Origin of the sequence: Dinghuibacter sp., assembly GCF_035492835.1 — a bacterium.
Lineage (GTDB): Bacteria > Bacteroidota > Bacteroidia > Chitinophagales > Chitinophagaceae > Dinghuibacter.
In genome coordinates this window covers 78,789-98,234 of record NZ_DATJIY010000160.1, presented here as the reverse complement: position 1 = coordinate 98,234, position 19,446 = coordinate 78,789, and the positions used below count along the sequence as shown (strand labels likewise).

Genomic DNA, 19,446 nt, shown 5'->3' with positions numbered 1-19,446 from the left:
GGCGAAGTCAAGACGATCTGACCCAAGCGCACATATTGCCGCAACGGTAAAAAAACTCTACCTTGTCGTTCATGCCCGAACCGAAAAGTGCTGCTGCAACATTCACGAGCAAAGAGGCGAACCTGTTCCGCGCGTTGGTTGAAAACCACCAGGGATTTATCGCGCTCCTGGACGAAAACCTGCACGTTTTGTTCAGGAGCGCTTCCGCAGAGCGGATAACGGGCTGGGCTAATGACGAGCTGAAAGAAATGCCCGAGTCCCTGTTGCACCCCGAGCGGGTCGATGAAGTAAAAAACGCGTTTGCCAGGGCCCTCGATAACCCGGGCGCCGCCGTCCCGCTGGCATCCTGCATGCTACACAAAAAGGGGCACTACATCTGGCTCGAAGGCACGGTGACCAACAGGCTCCAGGACCCCGACATCCGGGGGCTCATCGTCAACCTGCAGGACATCACCGAAAGAAAAAAATACGAAGAAAAGCTCGTCAAGATCAACCGGCTCTACCGTTTCATCAGCCAGATCAACCAGACCATCGTAAAGTCCACCGACGAGCGCGCACTGTATGCCGAAGCTTGTCGCATCGCCGTGGAGGCCGGGAGCTTCCGGCTGGCCTGGGTCGGGTTGGTCGACGAAAGGAATGAGTACATCGTTCCCGTTGTGCACGCGGGAGCGGAAGAGGACTATTTGTCCAGGATAAAGGCGGTCCCTATAACCGGGCCCATGGAAAACCTCGGCCCCGGCGGCCGCACGATCCGGGAGGGCGCTCATTATATCTGCAACGACATCGAAGCAGCGCCGGAAATGGCGCCCTGGCGCGAAGCAGCATTGAGCAGGGGTTTCTATTCCTCCATCGGCCTACCCATACGGCGATCGGGGAAGGTCATCGGGTTATTTTCCCTCTACGCCGACATCAGGAACTTTTTCGATACCGAAGAGGTCGGTCTGCTCGACGACGTGGCCACCGACATTTCTTTTGCGCTGGGCGTCATGGAACGCGAAGAGCGCCGCAAGGACGCCGAAGCCGCCCTGATAAAAAGCGAGCGCAGCTACCAAACCCTGGCGGAGACCTCCCCGGTCGGCGTCTTCCACACCGACGCGGAGGGATCCACCACCTATGTCAACCCCCGCTGGTGCGCCATCGCGGGGATGCCCGCGGACAAGGCCCTGCAATGGGGATGGCTGGAAGCCGTGCACCCGGAGGATCGCGCGTCGCTGGACTGGGCGTGGCAAGAAGCGCATACCACGAAAACGCCCTCCCGGACAGCCTACCGTTTTTTGCACCCGGATGGCAAGGTCTCCTGGGTTTTGGGGCAGGCCGTTCCCGAATTGGACGCGGCGGGAGAGGTGGTCGGATACGTGGGCACGATCACGGATATAACGGAATTGAAGACGGCCGAGCAAAAGATAGCGGGTGAACGGAATCTGTCCGATTCCATCATCAACAGCCTGCCCGGCGTATTTTACCTGTACAACCTGGAAGGCCGGTTTATCCGCTGGAACACGAATTTTGAAAAGGTTACCGGCTATAGCCCGGAGGAAATGAGGCGGCTGCATCCCCTCAACTTTTTTGACGAGGGAGAACAGGAACTCCTGCGCGCCAAGATCGAGAACGTCTTCGTGAGCGGGGAGGATAGCGTGGAAGCCGGTTTTTTACTGAAGTCCGGCAAAAAAATACCCTATTTTTTTACGGGTAAATCCCTTGTTTACGAAGGCGAACAATGTTTGCTGGGCGTGGGCGTCGACTTCTCCGACAAGGTCCGTGCGCAGGAGACCATCCGGGAGACCACCGAGCGGCTCCGGGAGTTGGCCGCCCACCTGCAAAACATCCGTGAGGAAGAGCGGACCGCCATAGCCCGGGACATCCACGACGACCTCGGGCAGCAGCTCACCGCGGTGAAGCTCGCGCTATACCGGTTGGGCAGAAAGGCCGCCGGGGATAAGGAAATGGGAGAGCTCGTCTTGTCGATCACGGATATGGTCGGCAAAGGCATAGACTCGATCCGCCGCATTGCCACCCGTCTGCGCCCCGGCATCCTGGATGACCTCGGCCTGGTGGAAGCCATGAAGTGGCAGGTCGAGGAATTCGAGAAACATTTCGGCCTCGCGGTCAAGGCCGTGTTCACCGACCGCGCGGGAACGATAGAGCCCCGCATCTCCACCAACCTATTCCGGATATTCCAGGAAGCCCTGACCAACATCGCCCGGCACGCGGAGGCGACCCATGTCGACATCGATTTCCATTCGGACCGCAAGGGCATCTGTCTGCGCATCCGTGACAACGGCAAGGGGCTGAACAAGTCGGATATAAAGACAAAGCGCACCCTTGGCCTTCTGGGAATGGACGAGCGCACCCGGATGATCGGCGGCACGTTCGATATCGAGGGACAACCAGGAAAGGGCACAGCCATCGAAATAGCTATACCTCTTCACCAAAAAATGAAACCACATGCGCATCCTGATAGCTGACGACCACGCCATCGTGCGCCGGGGTCTGATAGACGTTTTACTCGAAGACTTCCCCAGCGCGGACGTGACCGAGGTGAGCGACGCGGAGACCCTCTTTAAAAAGGCATTGCTGGGAGAATGGGACCTGATCATCAGCGATTTGTCGATGCCCGGTCGTAGCGGGCTCGAAATCATACAGGACATCAGGCAACACTTTCCGACGGTGCCGACGCTGGTGCTCAGCATCCACCCGGAGGAAGTCTATGGCGCCAGGGTCCTGAAAGCCGGCGCTTCGGGTTTCCTCAACAAGGACGCCCACCCCGACGAGCTCAAAAAGGCGATCCGCTGGATCATGCTCGGCAGGAAATACATCACCCCAACCCTGGCCGAAAAGCTGGCGGAGGATATATATTCCAACAATGAAAAACCGGTGCATGAAGCCCTGTCCGACCGGGAGCTCCACGTCATGCGGTTGCTGGCTTCGGGAGAATCGCTGACCCGGATCGGGGAGCTGTTGAGCATCAGCCCCAGTACCGCCAGCAGCTACCGGGCAAGGGTATTGAAAAAGATGCACGTACATGCCAATGCCGACTTAACCCGCTATTGTATTGAACACAAGCTCATATAATTTTTTTTATCTTTGTGTCTTGTGGCGGTACCGCTACAAATATCCTGGCATTTGGCCGCTATCCGTTACTAAAAAATCCGGCTACTTTCAACCCTTCTAATAGCATGCTTCGATTCCTCATAGCCGACGACCACGCCACGATGAGGCAACTCATCATCCAAATCATCCGGGATGATTGGCCGGATGCGTCATTCGGCGAAGTGGAAGACGGGCTCCAGCTCGTTTCGACGGTAACCAGCCATGACTGGGACCTTGTGGTCGCAGATATCACTATGCCAGTCATCAACGGCCTGGAGGCGCTACAAAGTATAAAGGAACAATGGCCCGCACTACCCGTGGTGATCATCAGTATCCATAGTGAAAAGGGTTATATAGACCGCGCCTTTCGCCTCGGCGCCGCCTGGTTTATCCACAAACCGATGTTGCAACAGGAATTGGCGGGCGCCATCCGGCAGATACTCGTTTTGTAGAATAAAACGACAGTTTTCGCACGGATGCACCTTAACGGCGCATATCCCCTACTAGCGCCTGCTGCCCGGGCTCCAGCGGGACGTCCGCGTAAGAGGTCACCCGGCCCCATTTATCCGTTTGTTGTTTCATCGCCACGCGTTTTCGGTTTACGACCGCTGTCCTGTAGGCGCCGTTGAAACCGGCCCTCCAGATGATACGCCGGTGGCCGGTGTTTGTAATTGCGGTCGAGGTCTTTGACAAGTGCCGCACCTCAAGGGTCGTTCCCAGTACCGGCAGGTCCTTCAGCCATGCGTTCCCTTCCCCGCGGTAAACCGTGGTAACGACCCTGGTTCCCGGCACTACATCCACACCCATATATCCCAGCACGACCCCCTGCACGACGCCAAAGGATACCTCGGGGTATTCCCGGCGCGCGGTGGAGGGGTCCGAGAGATAGAGGATCGTCCGTCGCGCCGTGTCCCAAAAACCTTCCCGGTAAAAGAGATAGGGCAGATAGGAGGTATTCTCCATATTCCATCGTACGGATGCCAGATGCCCGATGGTGCGGCGGGCGCGCGCGGTATCGTGGAGGGCGTCGAACCACAGCAGGAAGGTCTCGCCTTCCCCCAGGCCAAACTGGCCGTCGTTGCTGTACCAGGTGTGGTAGCGGCCGAGGGTGTCGCTCCACCAATCGCGCTCGAGGTGTTGCCTGTATCGTTCCGCGAGCGCCGTATATGTCGCGGCTTCCTTTCCGCGTACTATCCCGGCATATGTCATCAAACCCCGGTAGAGCGCCGCCACCAGATCCACGCCTATCTTCATATTCGGAATCCCCTCGGAATAGGACGGCAGCCCGCGACAGCGGTCGAAGGCGTCCTGCTCGTTAAAGGGCGTTGGCGCGTTGGGGTGCGCTGGCCGCGTCAGCAGCGAGTCGGGTTGCAATACCCAGCTGTCGATGTACGCCCCCACCGATTGCTGTTGAAAGCGCTTGAATACGGGCGCATCGATATAGCTGCTGTCCCCGGTCCAGGCCGCTAGCCGGCAGGTCGCCCACAACACGTCGAAATTGGCGTCGAGGTTATACCAGAATTCTTTGTCGCTGCGATAGTCCTCGGGCGCGGGCACACCGTATTTGTTCATTTCCCAATAAGAACACCAGTCCCTGGATGCGGATATATTGCGCGCGAAGAGCGTCAGCATGTTTTTGTTTTCCGCGTCCAGACCGAGGATGGCGCCTCCCACCGCCTGGTGCGACACGTCCCGCATACAAAACGCGTCCCGGGGTGGCAGCGCCGATTCATACCACGGCCCCACGGGGTCGGCCGGTTTGCCTTTGTAGTGCAGGGCTTGCGCTTTAGCCCAGGCGAAGGCTTTTGTGAGGGCGGTATCCGAGCCACCAAACGTCACGCCTTGCGCCCCGGCCGCGCCACCGGTCATGAGCCACACAGCGAATATGCAATATTTCTTCATATCGTTTATCGTATGACGATCGGCGCCCGCCCGTCCCAAAGCGTGCGACGCACCTGTCGTCCGTTACGGTAGATCGTCACGAGCCGGCCCCGCACCTCGATCCGCCAGTCGGCGCCAAACGCCGCCATGTGATCCAGCGACATCGATGACCAACCGGCCGGCAACCGCGGTGTCACCGAAAAACTGCCCAGGCCGAGCGGGTCGATCCCGAAAAGGCCTTCGGTGACGACCCGGCAATACAAGGCGCTCTCCGCCGACAGGTGTCGCTGGTTCCCTTCCGGCCAGGCCTCCACCGGATAGGGAACGTGTTCTCCCAGCAGCCGGGTCCGGGTATAGTAGGCGAAATACCGGTAACAGGTATCCGTGGCGCCCGCGCAGAACAGGCCCCGGAAAGCATACAGCGTGGAACGGTCCCAGAACGTGGTATCGCCCTCCTGCGTGAGGATGCCGTTCTTTGTCCACAGATAAGGTGACAGCAAGGCCCTGACTGTTTCCGGGGCCCGCTCGTAGATGCCCATCACCAGGGGCATACAGATCCATGAGCGTAGCACGGTGTTGCCGTCGTAATAGCGATAGGTGTCGTAGCCGCTCACCCGCGCGCCAAAATATCTTTCGATGGCGGCGCGCAATTGCGCCGCTTCTTTGTCAAGTCCCCTCGCCATGCCGTTGTCGCCAAACGACCGGGCGAGCCGCCCCGCGTAGAGGAATCCCCCATAGGCAAGCACGTTGGTCGACAGGTTGATCTTCCCCGAGGGAAAACGGCCCTCCAATTCGTCGGAGTCGCTCGTGATTACGCCCTCCCCGTTGCGCTTGCGTCTTATATATTCCAGACACCACGTTATCATCGGCCACAACCGCCGGGCCTCGATAGTGTCGCCGTAAGCCAGCGCAAAACGCGCCGCGCCGTAGGCGAGCATTGCCTGGTCGCCGCGATCTCCCGCACCGGCCCAAATGGTGTCGCCCTCGGCGACGATCGAGCTCGGGATGGAACGATAAGCGGCGTTCATATAGGCGCCGAACATCCGGTACGTGTTCTCCGCCGCCTCGTTCCCCGTCGCGTTCCCCAGGAAGGGAAAAAACGGGCTGGAATACTCACCCTGGTCGTTGGCCCAGAGGGCGGCGTAGTACTCGCCGCCGCCGGGGCCGTGCATCAACCCCGCCTTGGTGTCGTAGATACTCTCCACCGCCCGCAGCTTGGCGAAGCTGAAAAGGCGGTTAATGGTGTCGTTGGGTGTTCTAAGGACGAGCTTGTCGAATACATGGCCGACCAGCTCCTGGCGTCTTTTCAATTCATAGCCGGCGGAAAAGGTATACGTATTGTCGGAGGACCTTCTGGCGGAAAGGACATATGAAAAAGCCAGACTGGCTCCGGGCGCCAGGTCGTAGTCTCCGCCATCGTAACTCCGGCGCGTAATGATGAACGGGCCCAGCACTTCCTTTGCTGCGTCGGTGACGCTGTCCGTGTTCACCACCGGCAAATGGAGTTTTATGGATGCATCGCCATGGTTGGTCAGTACGTATCGCTCCAGGTAGGCCCTTTTGTCCACCGAAGGAAAGATCGTCCGCTGTACTGTCAGCGGCGTCTGCGTCCCGCTCTCGATCCTCAGCACTCCCTTGATATAAAAAGCCGTTGGCCGCTCGACGATCGGCCGGCCGTCCACCGTGATGGAGTCCGCCACGTGCTCCGCCACCTTCAGGCTGTAGCTACCCCTTGTATCATTGGGCAGGATGCGAAGTCCCGGGAAAACGAGGTGCTGCCACAAGACCAACGCCCCGTCCGCGTCGACGCCATAGGTAACGATGACCGCCATCCCTTTCCCCGCCATTTCGAGGTGATCGGTATGCATACGTCCCGAGCCCACCGTCCAGCGGATGCCGCCATCCCCGGTCAGGCACCACCGTACCGGTTGCGCGGACACAGCAGTCCCTCCAAGCAGCAACATCCATACAATCCAATACCTCATAGTATACTAGTCTGATCTAGTCTGCAATATAGAACTATTTCCCGGGGTCTGTTCATCTCGTCAGGCCCGCACTTCAGGCGAGGCCGGTCATTTCGCCAGGCCCGCCCGGGAAAACAACGTGAAGGCCGCTACCATCGCCGCCAGCAGCAAGAAAGCGTATACGTGCCTGTCCTTCCAGGGCGCAAGCGCCACCTTGGCATCCATCACCGGACGATAGGGCTCGGCCATGGGCCGGACCCGGCCGATGGCCAGCATAAGCGCCGCCGTCACGGCAAACAGGATGGCCAGCACGTGCAGGAAGTGCAACCGCACCGGGAAAACCGTCTGGGTGAGCCCATAGGTGACAATAAAAAACAACAACCCACATTTTGCCGCCAGCGGCGGGACCCTTTTCGTCATCATTCCTACCAGGATCACCGTGAAGATCGGCACATTGAAAAACCCGTTGACCGTTTGCACGTAAGTATAGAACCCATGACGCGCCAGTACCAGGAAAGGCGCGATCGACATAGCCAGGAAACACACCGCCAGCTCGAACCGCTTCGCCACGCGGACCATGGCCCGCTCCTCCACGCTCCGTCCCTTCTCGATCCGCCACGGGCGGTAGATGTTCAGCACGAAGAGGGTGCTGCTGCTGTTCAACCCCGCGTTGAAGGTGCTCAGGCCCGCCCCGAAAATGATCGCCGCCAGGTACCCCGTGATAAAGGGGGGCGACACCAGCGCCGACAGGGCAGGGAACACCTCCGCGCTGTTGGACAGGTGGGTGAATACGTGTACCGCGATCAACCCCGGGATGTTTAGCAGCAGGGGCGACACCAGCTTCCCCAGACAGGCCACCGCGATGCCCTGCTGACAGGTCTTCAGGTCGCGGGAGGCCAGCACTTGCTGTACGATATACTGCTCGGTCCCCCAATAGTACAGGTTGACCAGGATCATACCGGTGAACAGGGTCGAAAAGGGGATCGGGTCCGTGGCCCGGCCGATGCTGTTCAGGTGTTCCTTGTGACTGCCGAGCACCGTGTGGAGACCCGCCGCCAGGTCGCCATGCCCCACATAGCGGAGGGCAAAAAACGGCAGCAGCACCCCACCGGCAAATATCCCCATGCCCAACAACGTGTCGGAGACCGCGATCGCGCGGAGGCCGCCCAGCACGCTGTAAAGACAACCCGTCGCGCCCATGATCCAGACGAGTATCCAGATCGCGCTCCAATAGTCGATCCCCAGACGGCCGGACACGTGAAACAGACCGTTGAAAGCGACCGCCCCGCTGTAGAGGACGGTGGGCAAAAGGTTCACCACATAGCTCACCAGGAAAATCACCGACACCAGTTTCCCTGTCGACCGGTCGTACCGTCGCGCCAGATACTCCGGGGTGGTGGCGATACCGGTGCGCAGATAGATCGGCATGATGAATTCGGAGACCACCAGCATGGCGAGCACCGACGTCATCCCCCAGGCCATCACGGTCATGTCGTTGGTATAAACCAGCTCGTTCTCGCCGACGATCGTCGCCGTGTTGATGTTGGCGAACAACAAGCCGCCGCCCACGACCAGGAAACCCAGGCTCCGTCCGGCGAGGAACAACCCGCTCAGGGTATCCACTTTTGTTTTCCTGGCCTGTCGCCAGGCCACAAAGGCGATGATCCCCGTGAACAGCAGAAAACTGCCTATCGTGACGATATTTCCCACCTATAACGTGTTCCTTCTCCACAACACCATCGGCATCGTTTCGCGCACCGGCACCCTGCCCATCACGAACTCGCCCGCCTTTTTCCCCATTAGGGAAAAGTCCGCCGAATAGGTCGTAATCCCGATCAGCTCCTTGGCAGGCTCGTCGTTATGCGACAGCACGCCGAGGTCTTTCCCTGGTTTCAGCTTTTTTTGTTTACACTCCTTCAACATCGCGAATACGGCAAAGTTGTCGAGGGTAAAGTATACTTTGCCCTTTTCCAGGGTCCCCGGTTTGAACTCGGGGAGTATCCTGCCCTTTATCCTGGCATCCTTCAGGAATTTTTTGAACGCCCCCACGATCTCCTTGGGGTCGAGCGAATCCGCCGAATGATAGAAGATCATCTCGTCGAACTTCCCGATCACCGGCGCCAGCTCCATGAATATCCGGTAGGAAGAATGCGCGAACTCCTGGGTGATATGGTTGAACGCGCCCTCGATCGGTTCGTGCCGGTCCACCATCAGGAAGCGGTTCCGGGGGATGGTCTCCAGGAGCTCGCGGGTCCGCTGGTGCGGGATCGGCGCGATCACATACATCCCGTACTTGCCCTTGATCTGGGCCAGGATGGTTTCAAAGACCTCTATGTTACCGTGGTGGAAAAAAACGTTGAGGTGGACGTTGGGCCCCAGCTCCGCCCGGAAATTCCGGTAGAACTGTTCCTCGAAGGTGTCCATATTGTACATCATCAACGCCACCTGCAGGGTCTGCCCGGTATTCCCGTTGGTCACATAATATCCCCGCCCGCGGGTGGAGCCGATCAACCCGCGGTTGATCAGCTCCCGGTATCCCTTGACCACCGTATCTCTCGAAAACCGCAGCTCCCGGATCATCTCGTTGAGCGAAGGCAAAAGGTCGTCCGTCACCAGCACCTTTTCATCAATGGCGTTGATGATCCCCTGTACCAGGCGGTCGTGCTTGGAGAAGGAAGGGACGGCCGCCAGCTTCTTTATTTCACCAAAAACCGATTTCATAATTTCCAATATACACCAAGTTTCCGGGTTGCGCCCGGCCGCCACGCGACTAGTTATATCCTGTATTCTGGGTGAGGTTGGGGTTGGCCTGTATCTCCGACCGGGGTATCGGATAGAAATAAAAGCCCGGCATCCACACCCGCGTCTGAACCGTATCCACCTGGTATTTAAAGGTAGTATTCTGCGGGTTCGTGGGCGTGATGATGATACCCAGCGCATCCCCGTTGCCCTGGTCGGCGATGCCCCAGCGACGGAGGTCGAAGAACCGGTGCCCCTCAAAACAAAGCTCTATCCTCCGCTCCTGGCGGATCTTCTGGACGAGGTCGTCCCCACCCGGGGAATTAACGTCCGGCATGCCGGCGCGTTCCCGGATCTTATTCAGATAGGTGAGCGCCGGGCCCGTCTGTCCCAATTCCGCTTCCGCCTCCGCGTAATTGAGGTAGATCTCGGACAACCGGAAGATGATCCACTGCGCCGCGCTGTAGGGCTCTACGTTGAAGTTATAGGTGGAATCGACCATCTTCAGGATCGTATAACCGGTCTTGGAAGCGTTCCAGGGGGATAGCGAGCTCAGCTTCGAATCCAGGCCGCCCAGCCAGAACTGGGCCGCCCGCCCCTGGAAGGAAGCGCCGTTGAAAAGGATATCGGCATAAAAACGGGGGTCCCGGTTCTGGTAAGGATTTGCGGCCTCCGCCGGATTGCTCCAGCTGAAGGCCGAGCCGTCGTTCATTTGGAAGGCTTCCACCATCTGCTCGAGCACGTTGTAGGCGCTGTAGCCATTATACCCGTTCGGGCTGAGGTCGCGATACACGGTATTGTAACGGTCTTCGAATACATCCCCGAAGACCCGGGCGAAGATGACCTCGGTGTTGAAAAAATCCGTAAAGATCTTCCCATAGGTCGTGGAGCTACCGTAGAGCGTGTACTGGTTCAGGTTGATCACGGCCAGGGCCGCGTCGGCGGCCGCCTGCCACTTCGTTTGGTCGTTGGCGGTGTTGAAATAAGGGCTGGCGGCGTAGAGCAGGAGCCGGGACTTCAGGGCCAGCGCGGCCCCGGTGGTCACTGTTCCTTCCTGACCCGACGGAGGGGTGGGCTGCAGGCCCGGCAGCGCGGCGGCGATGTCCGACAGGATAAACGCCTCCGTCGAGTCCCAGGTGGCCCGGGTCTCATTGAACCTGGTGTCGTTCGTGGTATACACCTTCGTAATCAGCGGCACGCCCCCGAAACGTTCCAGGAGCTGGAAATAGCACAACGCGCGCAGGAAGTGCACCTGGCCGTTCAACGAGGCGATCAGCGCCCCGTTACCCACCGTGTCCAAACTCCCGATGTTCTGGAAATAGGTATTGCATTTCTGGATCGTGCTGTACAGCGTGGGCCACCAGTTCAGGGTGGAGCTGTAGTTCAGCGGGAACGAGCTGCCCTGGTTGTCCGGCGTCGCCTGTCCCTGGACGTATTGGTTTTCGTTACACCAGTTGAAATTGCTGAACAGCTCGTCGGTCTGCGAGCCCCATCCAAAGCCGCCGTCCTTGAAGGCGGGCACCGCTTCGGTATAAATTTCGTTGACAAAGACCTGCACCAGCGAAGGGCTCGTCCAGACCGCGTCGGTCGTAAAAGAGCTCGTCGGCTGGATGTCCAGGACCTTTTTACAGGCGCCGAGCGCCAGCAGCGACACGGCCAGCAAGCTATATATCGTCTTCATGATTTTTCGTTTAAAAGGTTACGTTCAAGCCTACATTCAGCACCCGCTGTTGGGGATAATACCGGCCGTTGGTGGACGGCCCGCTGGGCGCTTCCGGATCGAAGGACGGCCCCCATTTGTCGATCGAGAAGAGGTTGTTCCCGCTGACGTACAACCGGGCCGAAGCGATCTTTGCTTTTGCGAGTACGCCACCCCGCGGGAAGTTGTACCCGATCTCCACGTTCTTCATCCTGAGGAAGCCGTCGTTCAGCAGCCAGAAGGTCGATCCGTAGGTATTCGATCCGTAGGTGGCATTCGTGGGGCCGTTGAAGGTGCGGGGATATTTGTCGTCGCCCGGCTTCAACCACCGGCCGTCGTAGAACTGTTGCGCCATGTTCAGCCCGCCGGGTTGTAGCATGGCTTTGGCCGCTGCCTGGCCCTGGAAGAACACGGTCACGTCAAAGGCCTTGTATTTCCCGCCGAAGGTGAGCCCGTACATGATTTCGGGCGTCTCCGAAAGGTTGGTCCGGACCTCGTCCAGCCCGTTGATCTGTCCGTCGCCGTTGACGTCCTTGTAACGGATGTCGCCGGGCCCCGATCCCAGGGGATGGGGCGTGTGGCTGACCGTGGCCGTATCCTGGTATAACCCCATCGACTGGTAGAGGAGGAACGACCCGATCGGGTGCCCTGTCATCCGCTGGTAGGAGGGAACGCTGGAGGGCTCCGCTTCATACACCACCTTGTTGACCACGAACGTGAAGTTGCCCGTGAGGAAATAGGAAAAGTCGCGGCTCGGGCTCTTGCGCCAGCCCAGCTGGAAGTCCAGCCCGTGGTTCAGCACCTTGCCGAGGTTTTCATCCGGCAGCGTCAACCCCGTATACTGGGGCACGGTCTCGTTCGGGGGTACCAGGATGTGCGTCCGCATGCTACGGAACACGTCGAGGTCTATCGTAAAGTTCTTGAAGAGCCGCATATCCACGCCCAGATCCGTCGTCGTGGCGGTTTCCCAGGTGATGTTCACGTTGGGCGTCGGTCCGAGCACAAAACCCGGGACCTGTGTCGGTGTCGTACCAAAGAAATAACCCGCTGCCAGGTACTGAGACAGCTGCCCTGCCTGTAATTGGTAGGTCTGTATGTACTGGAACGGGTTGACCGCGTCGTTACCCGTCTGGCCGATGCTGCCCCGTATCTTCAGCTCATCGATCACCCCGGAGTGGAAAAACGATTCGTTGGACACGCGCCATCCCGCCTGTACTTCCGGGAAAAAGCCATATTGTTTCCCCTGGGGGAAGTTGGGTGATCCGTCTTCCCGCATGTTGACCTCGATGAGGTAGCGGTCGTCATAGTTGTAGGCGACACGGCCGATATAGTTCTGCCGGGCCGTGTAGGTCGTCACCGAGTTGTTCGTCTGCCCGATGGTGCTGCCCGCGAACAAGTCCTGCACGCTGTTGCTCAAAAAACCGGTTCGATAGGCGTCCAGTTCCGTGTAGGTTTCGCGGGACATTTCGTAGGCCGCGAACGCCTCGAGGGTGCTCTTGCCGAATTTCCGGTCGTACCCGAGCTTGAAGTTGACCAGCTGGTCTTGCGTTTTGCTATCGGTGATCGACAGGTTCGGCGGGATGGAGCTTTGGACCTCGGTGTAGGTCTGCGTGGTCTCGTTATAGCTGTAGGCGGGCGGCGGCTGTGCGTTAAAACCCTTGTACCCGTAGTAGAACAGGTCGTAGCTGTAGTAGCCGTCGAAGTGAAGCCCCGGCGTGATCCGGTCCCAGTTCCAGTTGAACGAGGTCTTTGTTTGCAGGAAGTCGTAGTTGGTCGTCGTGTTGCCCAGGGCGCCGTTCAGGACGTAGACCATGCTGTTTTGCGGGCCGCCGCCGATGCCGACGCCGACCTTTCCGTCGGGATACCTGGGCACCAGGTAGGGATAGGCGCTCCACAGCTCCTGGAAGATATCGCCGGCGCTGCCGTACTGCGGCCCTTCGCCCAGCTTGTATTCATTGCGGTACATGGCATCCAGGCCCAGCCGGAAGGACGGCGTCGCCTGGATGTCCACGTTCGCGCGGGCGTTCTTGTTGGTGTAGTAGTCCGACCCGCCCCGGTACATGCTGTTCTGCCGGAGGTATTGGCCAGACAGGTAGTATTTCACTTTATCCGAGCCGCCCCTGAGCGACATCACGTCGTTGTTCTGGTATGACCAGGGCCGCATCACCGTCTTCCACCAGTTGGTGTTGGGATAACCCAGCGGATCGGAGCCGTCCGCGTACTTCTGGAGCTGGTCCGCCGTGTACGTCGGCTGCTGCCCGACCAGGGCGTCGTATTCGTTCACCGACTCCGCATAGTCGTGGGAGTCCAGCATTTTAGGCACGCGCGTGGGTTGCGTCCATGCGCTGTTGGTCGTAAACGAAAGGGTAGGCTTCCCATTGACCCCCCGCTTGGTGGTGATCAGCACCACCCCGTTTGCCGCGCGGGCCCCATAAATGGCGCCCGATGCGTCCTTGAGCACCGTGAACGATTCGATGTCGGCGGGGTCGAGCCGGTTAAAACCGCCTTGCCGGTCCGGGATGCCGTCGATCACGATCAACGGCGCCGTATTCCCCAGCGTGCCGATCCCCCGGATATAGAACGAGGCGTCGTCCGCCCCCGGTTCGCCGCTGCGCGTATTGACGATCAACCCGGGCATCGCGCCGCCCAGCGTGTTGGAAATATTGGCTACCGGCGATTTGGCGATCTCCGCCCCGCTGATCTCGCTCACCGCCCCGGTTAGGTTCACCTTTTTCCGGGTGCCGTAACCGATGACGACGACGTCGCCCATGTCCTTACGGCCGCCCAACAGCGCGACCGTGATCGAAGTCTGTCCGTTCAGTGGAACCGATTGGTCCCGGAAGCCGACCATGGAGAAGGTCAGCACCGCGTTCCCGCTACCAGGAACGTTCAACACGAAATAGCCGGTCGAATCCGTGGTCGCCCCGCGTTTGGAGCCCCGGACGCCGACGCTTACCCCACCCAGGGAAGCGCCCGTCGAGTCCGTAACCCGGCCCGTGACTTGTCTGAGGGCCTGGGCCGTTACGACACCGGCCGGCATAAGAAAGCCCCCTACGGCAAAGCCGAGGAGGCACATCCTAAAGAGCGTTCTTGCAAGCATGACGTTAGTTTTTGGAGTTCTTTAGCTTTTATCCAACTAGTCTGGTCTAGTCTGATCTTGGATAAAAGTAGAACTCTTTTTCCTAATCCGCAAGCGTCGGAGGCTGAAATATTTTCCTTCCCCCAGCAACATGAGGGCCAGCAAACCCGTCATATATAATAGGTTTATCTCCCATCCCGGCGGCCCGAAAACCGGCCCTTCCGGCGTCAATCCCATGGTTTTTACCGAGCTGAAACCATAGTGCCCCTGCACGAAAACCGTGGCGACCAGCATGGTCGCCAGTAATGGGATGGCCGAGACCGTGACGTACAAACCCAGCACAAGTGCTCCGCCACCAGCAAGTTCCACATAGGGCGCCACCAACGCGTTTATGTGCGCGAAGGGTACGCCTTCGAAGCGCAACAGTTTTTCGAAGCCCGCGGGGCCACGGGTGATCTTGGCGAGGCCATGGGCGATAAAACCCGCGCCCAGGGAGAGGCGCAGCAGCAGGGCCGCGATAGATTGCCTGGTATTGTTCATGATTACATTTGTCATAATGCAAAGCTAGACCGGTGCGCAAAACGGAAAGTTGCACTAGTGCAAGATTGACATTGCCAGCAAACAAAAATGACGTTTTGAACAAACCGGGGCGGCGGCGCGGGCCTCTACCTTTGGTAAAAAAAGATGACAAAGCAACAACCACTGGGCACGGGCAACAACTGGCGTACGACGGCCGCTGAGGTCATACAAGGGATAGACCTGACGGGCAAAACCGCCATCGTCACCGGCGGGTACGCGGGCATCGGGCTGGAAACCGTAAAGACATTGAAAGCCGCCGGGGCGGAAGTATGGGTACCTGCCAGGGACATGGTCAAGGCGCGGGCGCAGACGCCGGAAGCGATCCTGCACCCGATGGACCTCATAGACCCCTCGTCGGTCGACGCGTTTGCCGCGGCGTTTCTTACTACAGGCAAACCCCTCGACCTGCTCATCAACAACGCGGGCATCATGTTTGCGCCATTGCGCCGGGACGCCCGGGGGAACGAGTCGCACCTGGCGACCAACCACCTGGGACACTTCCGTCTTACAGCGCGGTTATGGCCGGCTTTACGGGCATCGGGCGCGGCCCGCGTGGTGACCGTGTCTTCTTTTGCGCACGCATTTGCCCCTTTTGATTTCGAAGACCCCAATTTTATCGGGCGGCCCTACGATATGATGCTGGCCTATGGCCAGTCCAAAACCGCGAACAACCTTTTCACCGTCGAGCTCGACCGGCGGGGCGTCCGTGCGCTGGCCCTCCACCCGGGCGCCGTGTATGGGACGGAGCTGTCGCGGGAGGCGCCTGTCGAGCTGTTCCAGCAAATGGGACAGTTCGGCCCCGATGGTAAAATACTGCCGGACGTGGAGAAAAAGCTGAAAACCGTTCCACAGGGCGCGGCCACGACCGTGTGGTGCGCCACCAGCCCGGCGTTGAACGACCTTGGCGGCGTGTATTGCGAGGACGGCGACGTAGCCGTGCTGGACGAAGGCGACATAGCCTACCGCTTCGACGAGCCATCGACCCTTAGGGGCGTCAAACCTTACAGCCTCGACCCGGCCGGCGCGCAACGGCTGTGGGCGTGGAGCGAGAGCGTCACCGGTCTGGAATTTCCGGTAAATTAGCTGTCGATGGGCTTCGAAACGACATACATCACTCCGGATATAAAGCTGTCCGTGTATACCGGTCCAGGCTATACGACGGAGGTCATTTTCGAGCACCATATGCTCGTCTGGTTCATGTCCGGGGAAACCAGGATCGTCCGGAGCGAGGGCAGCTATGTCTTTGGCCCGGGGGATATATTCCTGATCCCGCGCCACCAGATCGCCACGATCATCAGCACGGTCCGGGATGGGCATCCCCACCGGTCGGTGGTGATGCACCTGACGCCGGCGCGGCTGCGCGCGTTTTACGCCGATCAGCGACCCGTGAGGGCCCCGTGGGCGGCGCAGGAGATCCTCCGCTTTGGCAAACATCCGCTGCTGGAGAGTTGCCTGTCATCGCTGATGCCCTATTTTGACCTCTCCGACGCCTTTCCGGAGTCCATCGCTACCTTGAAAATCACCGAGGCGATCCAGGTGCTGAGGACGATCGATCCGTCCATCGACGGCATTCTCGCCAACTTCGAAGAGCCCGGCAAGATCGACCTGGCCGCCTTTATGGAAAAGAATTTTATTTTCAACCTCCCGCTGGGGCGCTTCGCGACGCTCACCGGTCGCAGCCTGTCCACCTTCAGCCGGGATTTCAAAAGGATATTCCATACCACCCCCCAAAAATGGTTGACGCAAAAACGGCTCGAATACGCGCACTACCAGATCAGCGAGCAAAAGAAAAAGCCGGTAGACGTCTACCTCGAGGTGGGTTTTGTCGACCTGTCGCATTTCTCGTTTGCCTTCAAGAAGCGATTTGGATATTCGCCCGCGGAGGTGCCGTCCTGAAAGCTGGTTACTTCACGAGCGCCAGCTGCCCCGAATGGTGCGCCAGGTGCATCGCGCGGCTGATCAGGAGGTTGAGCACGCAGCGGTGGGGCTCTTTGGCAAAGTCGGCCTCGCTGACGTAGTGGTGACGCGCCAGCCATCCATCCACGGTCAGCCCGCTCATGCCCTCTTTCAAACGGGCGTTGACCGCGTGCCATTTCACCATCAGCTCTTCAAAGGTCGCGTACGCCGTCTCCGGTTGGTAAGGTTTGAGGAAATGCCCGTCGAGCTCCGGGTACGACCGCGCCCCGAAGTTCATCCCCTCGACCATATTGTCGTGGACGGCCACGAGGTGACCCAGGATATAGACGACCGGGTTGCCGCCGGTGGTGATCTCCTTGGCGGCGGACGCGGGACCCAGCTTTTCCAGTTGTTTATTGACCTGGGCAAGCCGCACGTCCCAGGCGGTGATATTCAGACCGATGATGAATTGGTTGGTTTCCATGTGGGCAAAGATACGGCTATCTTTGCCGGATGGACGCCTTTGACAAGCTCAAAACACACCTCCTCCTCCGGGTCCCGCTGACCGACACCGAGGTGGCCGTAGTCCTCGACCGGTTCAAGGAAAAAAAAGTGCGCCGCAAGCAATACATCATCCAGCCGGAATTTGTCGCGCGGACACGGAACTATGTCGTCGATGGCCTGCTCAGGGCCTTTGTCATCGACAACCAGGGCGCGGACCAGACCATCCAGGTGGCGGGTCCGGACTGGTGGATTTCCGACTATGGCAGCTACGTTAACCAGACGCCGGCGACGATGTTTGTAGAGGCGCTGACCAACGGCACGGTGCTCCAAATTGAATACGAAGACGAAAAATGGCTCAAGGCCGCCAATCATAAATTCGAAACCCTTTTCCGGATCATGGCGGAGCGGTCCGCGTCCTATCAGCAGCGGCGGGTGATCTCCTCGCTGACCCAGACGGCGGAAGAGCGCTACAACGACTTCGTCGCCCGGTATCCCACGCTGGCGGAGGAATTGCCGCAATACGTGCTGGCGTCTTTTTTGGGGATGACCACCGGTTTTCTATCGAAAATCCGCAACAAGAAGGTCAAAAAGTTGCACTAGTACATCCTCTTTTTTGATCCTGGTCGATTTTCCGCGAGGGGCCCGCGTCGGACATTTGTGGTACAAAATTGAACACAATGTCTGGAAAATTGCACAACAAAACGGCCATGATCACCGGCGGCAGCGCCGGGATCGGCCTGGCGACCGCCAAACGCTTCGCCGCCGAAGGCGCGCGCGTGGTGATCACCGGCAGGAATGCCGCGACCCTCGACAAAGCCGTACAAGAAATCGGCCACGGGGCGTTGGGCGTTCAAGCCGACTCGGCCAGCCTGGAAGACCTCGACCAGTTATACCACACCGTTAGCTCGACGTTCGGCGGGATCGACGTCCTGGTCGCCAATGCCGCGGTCTACGTACTGGGACCGCTGGCCGACTTCACGGAAGCGATGTTCGACCGGCAAAGTAACGTCAACTTCAAGGGGACGTTTTTCACCGTCCAGAAGGCGCTGCCCTATCTGAAGGAAGGGGCGTCGGTCATACTCCTCTCCTCCGTGGTCAACGGGATGGGGGTCCCCAACCATGCTTCGTATGCGGCCACCAAGGCCGCGATCCGTTCGCTGGGCAGGAGCTTCGCCGTCGAGCTGCTCGGGCGCGGTATACGCGTCAACGTGCTGACACCCGGCCCCGTCGATACCAACGTCTTCGACCAGGCCGCGGCTACGAAGGAAGAAGCCAGCGCCATGAAAAAAGCGATGGGCGACTTCACCCCGCTCAAGCGGTTAGGCCGGCCTGAAGAGATCGCCGGTGCCGCACTATATCTCGCTTCCGACGAATCCGCCTTTATGATCGGCGCGGAATTGCTCCTGGATGGCGGTTTGGGTTCCCTTTAAAATTGTATGGTATGAAGAAACTTACAGTGCCCAGGGACGAAGAAATGTCCGCGCACAACCGCTCTCTGCTCGATAGCCTGAAAAAGTTCCTCGGCTTCCGGCCCAACCTGTATACGTACATGGCCCGGAACGAAACCGCCCTGGGCGACTACCTCGCCTTCCAAAACCGGAAGAGCACGATGAGCGCCAAAGAAAGGGAAGTAATCAACCTGGCGGTCAGCCAGGTCAACCATTGCGCCTATTGCCTGGCGGCGCACACCGCAATCGCCCACAGCCTCGGCTTTACGGCGGAGCAAATCCTCGACCTCCGCGCCGGCCGCGCGCCCTTCGACGACAAGCTGGATGCCCTGGCGCATTTTGTCCAGGAAACGACGCTGCGCCGCGGACACCCCACGCCGGAGACCGTAGACGCGCTGTTCGTCGCAGGATATACCGAAGCCAACCTGGTTGACATCCTGATCGTGATCGGCGACAAGACCATCTCCAATTACCTGCATGGCGTTACCCAGGTGCCGGTGGACTTTCCGGCGGCGCCGGAGCTGCAAGGCGCGGAAGCCTAGCGCTCAGGGGGGCGGAGGCTGTCGC

At 59.2% G+C, this 19,446-nt stretch carries 16 protein-coding genes; 8 read left to right on the top strand and 8 right to left on the bottom strand.

Going from position 1 to position 19,446, the window contains the following annotated elements; genetic code table 11:
* Positions 1 to 71: 71 nt before the first annotated feature.
* The 3 genes from VL547_RS15090 to VL547_RS15080 all read left to right on the top strand — a co-directional run bounded on the left by VL547_RS15090 (position 72) and on the right by VL547_RS15080 (position 3,542).
* Positions 72 to 2,465, top strand: coding sequence for a PAS domain S-box protein (locus VL547_RS15090; protein ID WP_325579244.1), 2,394 nt, complete (start codon positions 72 to 74; stop codon positions 2,463 to 2,465).
* Positions 2,446 to 3,072: a response regulator transcription factor gene (locus tag VL547_RS15085; protein ID WP_325579242.1), complete on the top strand. Its 627-nt coding sequence runs from the start codon at positions 2,446 to 2,448 to the stop codon at positions 3,070 to 3,072. Before VL547_RS15090 ends, VL547_RS15085 begins: the two co-directional genes overlap by 20 nt.
* A 104-nt stretch (positions 3,073 to 3,176) precedes the next feature.
* On the top strand, positions 3,177 to 3,542 hold the full coding sequence (locus tag VL547_RS15080; protein WP_325579240.1) for a response regulator transcription factor: 366 nt from the start codon (positions 3,177 to 3,179) through the stop codon (positions 3,540 to 3,542).
* A gap of 31 nt (positions 3,543 to 3,573) precedes the next feature.
* Here VL547_RS15080 and VL547_RS15075 read toward each other — a convergent pair whose 3' ends face one another.
* The 7 genes from VL547_RS15075 to VL547_RS15045 form a co-directional block, all read right to left on the bottom strand.
* Positions 3,574 to 4,992 (bottom strand): hypothetical protein, encoded by a 1,419-nt coding sequence (locus VL547_RS15075; protein ID WP_325579238.1) that lies wholly within the window; start codon positions 4,990 to 4,992, stop codon positions 3,574 to 3,576.
* 5 nt (positions 4,993 to 4,997) lie between these two features.
* Positions 4,998 to 6,956, bottom strand: a complete 1,959-nt coding sequence (locus VL547_RS15070) for a hypothetical protein (protein WP_325579236.1) — start codon at positions 6,954 to 6,956, stop codon at positions 4,998 to 5,000.
* An 87-nt stretch (positions 6,957 to 7,043) separates the two neighbouring features.
* Positions 7,044 to 8,645, bottom strand: coding sequence for a solute:sodium symporter family transporter (locus tag VL547_RS15065; RefSeq protein ID WP_325579234.1), 1,602 nt, complete (start codon positions 8,643 to 8,645; stop codon positions 7,044 to 7,046).
* Entirely contained in the window at positions 8,646 to 9,656 is a 1,011-nt protein-coding gene (locus tag VL547_RS15060; protein WP_325579232.1) for a GntR family transcriptional regulator, read from the bottom strand.
* 49 nt (positions 9,657 to 9,705) lie between these two features.
* A complete protein-coding gene (locus VL547_RS15055) occupies positions 9,706 to 11,355 on the bottom strand; it encodes a RagB/SusD family nutrient uptake outer membrane protein (protein WP_325579230.1) in 1,650 nt (549 codons plus the stop codon).
* A 10-nt stretch (positions 11,356 to 11,365) separates the two neighbouring features.
* Positions 11,366 to 14,473: a TonB-dependent receptor gene (locus tag VL547_RS15050; protein WP_325579228.1), complete on the bottom strand. Its 3,108-nt coding sequence runs from the start codon at positions 14,471 to 14,473 to the stop codon at positions 11,366 to 11,368.
* A gap of 36 nt (positions 14,474 to 14,509) precedes the next feature.
* Entirely contained in the window at positions 14,510 to 15,007 is a 498-nt protein-coding gene (locus tag VL547_RS15045; protein ID WP_325579226.1) for a DoxX family protein, read from the bottom strand.
* Positions 15,008 to 15,136: 129 nt separating this feature from the next.
* Here VL547_RS15045 and VL547_RS15040 point away from each other — a divergent pair, with 129 nt between their 5' ends.
* Positions 15,137 to 16,114, top strand: coding sequence for an SDR family NAD(P)-dependent oxidoreductase (locus tag VL547_RS15040; RefSeq protein ID WP_325579224.1), 978 nt, complete (start codon positions 15,137 to 15,139; stop codon positions 16,112 to 16,114).
* Between the two features lie 6 nt (positions 16,115 to 16,120).
* Positions 16,121 to 16,927 (top strand): helix-turn-helix domain-containing protein, encoded by an 807-nt coding sequence (locus tag VL547_RS15035; protein WP_325579222.1) that lies wholly within the window; start codon positions 16,121 to 16,123, stop codon positions 16,925 to 16,927.
* Between the two features lie 7 nt (positions 16,928 to 16,934).
* On the opposite strand, the gene VL547_RS15030 is transcribed toward VL547_RS15035, so the two are convergent.
* Positions 16,935 to 17,411 (bottom strand): DinB family protein, encoded by a 477-nt coding sequence (locus tag VL547_RS15030; RefSeq protein ID WP_325579220.1) that lies wholly within the window; start codon positions 17,409 to 17,411, stop codon positions 16,935 to 16,937.
* Between the two features lie 29 nt (positions 17,412 to 17,440).
* Between VL547_RS15030 and VL547_RS15025 the strand changes: the two genes are divergently transcribed.
* The 3 genes from VL547_RS15025 (at position 17,441) to VL547_RS15015 (ending at position 19,421) form a co-directional block, all read left to right on the top strand.
* Positions 17,441 to 18,031, top strand: coding sequence for a Crp/Fnr family transcriptional regulator (locus VL547_RS15025; protein ID WP_325579218.1), 591 nt, complete (start codon positions 17,441 to 17,443; stop codon positions 18,029 to 18,031).
* Between the two features lie 77 nt (positions 18,032 to 18,108).
* Positions 18,109 to 18,861, top strand: coding sequence for an SDR family oxidoreductase (locus VL547_RS15020; protein WP_325579216.1), 753 nt, complete (start codon positions 18,109 to 18,111; stop codon positions 18,859 to 18,861).
* Between the two features lie 11 nt (positions 18,862 to 18,872).
* A complete protein-coding gene (locus VL547_RS15015; protein WP_325579214.1) occupies positions 18,873 to 19,421 on the top strand; it encodes a carboxymuconolactone decarboxylase family protein in 549 nt (182 codons plus the stop codon).
* The last annotated feature ends 25 nt before the right edge of the window (positions 19,422 to 19,446 follow it).

Coding starts and splice junctions, on each gene's coding strand:
- VL547_RS15090 (WP_325579244.1), top strand. CDS start 72: ATGCCCGAACCGAAAAGTGCTGCTGCAACATTCACGAGCAAAGAGGCG.
- VL547_RS15085 (WP_325579242.1), top strand. CDS start 2,446: ATGCGCATCCTGATAGCTGACGACCACGCCATCGTGCGCCGGGGTCTG.
- VL547_RS15080 (WP_325579240.1), top strand. CDS start 3,177: ATGCTTCGATTCCTCATAGCCGACGACCACGCCACGATGAGGCAACTC.
- VL547_RS15075 (WP_325579238.1), bottom strand. CDS start 4,992: ATGAAGAAATATTGCATATTCGCTGTGTGGCTCATGACCGGTGGCGCG.
- VL547_RS15070 (WP_325579236.1), bottom strand. CDS start 6,956: ATGAGGTATTGGATTGTATGGATGTTGCTGCTTGGAGGGACTGCTGTG.
- VL547_RS15060 (WP_325579232.1), bottom strand. CDS start 9,656: ATGAAATCGGTTTTTGGTGAAATAAAGAAGCTGGCGGCCGTCCCTTCC.
- VL547_RS15055 (WP_325579230.1), bottom strand. CDS start 11,355: ATGAAGACGATATATAGCTTGCTGGCCGTGTCGCTGCTGGCGCTCGGC.
- VL547_RS15050 (WP_325579228.1), bottom strand. CDS start 14,473: ATGCTTGCAAGAACGCTCTTTAGGATGTGCCTCCTCGGCTTTGCCGTA.
- VL547_RS15045 (WP_325579226.1), bottom strand. CDS start 15,007: ATGACAAATGTAATCATGAACAATACCAGGCAATCTATCGCGGCCCTG.
- VL547_RS15040 (WP_325579224.1), top strand. CDS start 15,137: ATGACAAAGCAACAACCACTGGGCACGGGCAACAACTGGCGTACGACG.
- VL547_RS15035 (WP_325579222.1), top strand. CDS start 16,121: ATGGGCTTCGAAACGACATACATCACTCCGGATATAAAGCTGTCCGTG.
- VL547_RS15030 (WP_325579220.1), bottom strand. CDS start 17,411: ATGGAAACCAACCAATTCATCATCGGTCTGAATATCACCGCCTGGGAC.
- VL547_RS15025 (WP_325579218.1), top strand. CDS start 17,441: ATGGACGCCTTTGACAAGCTCAAAACACACCTCCTCCTCCGGGTCCCG.
- VL547_RS15020 (WP_325579216.1), top strand. CDS start 18,109: ATGTCTGGAAAATTGCACAACAAAACGGCCATGATCACCGGCGGCAGC.
- VL547_RS15015 (WP_325579214.1), top strand. CDS start 18,873: ATGAAGAAACTTACAGTGCCCAGGGACGAAGAAATGTCCGCGCACAAC.